The organism is Prevotella sp. P3-92, assembly GCF_002251205.1.
In the GTDB taxonomy this organism is placed as follows: Bacteria; Bacteroidota; Bacteroidia; order Bacteroidales; family Bacteroidaceae; genus Prevotella.
In genome coordinates this window covers 1-332 of sequence record NZ_NPJE01000048.1, presented here as the reverse complement: position 1 = coordinate 332, position 332 = coordinate 1, and the positions used below count along the sequence as shown (strand labels likewise).

The window sequence follows — 332 nt, the reverse complement described above, 5'->3', positions numbered from 1 at the left end:
GGCGGCCGTATGCATAAGTGCTCATACTTTCAGCTGTTGATTTCTGATTTATTATCTAATCTACAGTCTTGCTTGTGTCAATATGTCAAAGATCTCTTTCCTCTATTTCAAGGACAAGTGGAGAATATCGGGGTCGAACCGATGACCTCTTGCATGCCATGCAAACGCTCTAGCCAACTGAGCTAATCCCCCAAAAACAGATTTTGTTAGTACAAGAAGCCGAAGGAGTGTCTGAACAAACCAATGCTTCATCCCATTCTTTTGAAACTACCTTAATCATCTAAGATCCGTCTCCAGAAAGGAGGTGTTCCAGCCGCACCTTCCGGTACGGC

The 332-nt window shown here is 44.3% G+C and carries 1 tRNA gene; it reads right to left on the bottom strand.

The features are described 5' to 3' along the window. Nucleotides 1–118: 118 nt before the first annotated feature. Nucleotides 119–192: transfer RNA gene (locus CIK93_RS07260), tRNA-Ala, on the bottom strand. Between the last annotated feature and the right edge of the window lie 140 nt (nt 193–332).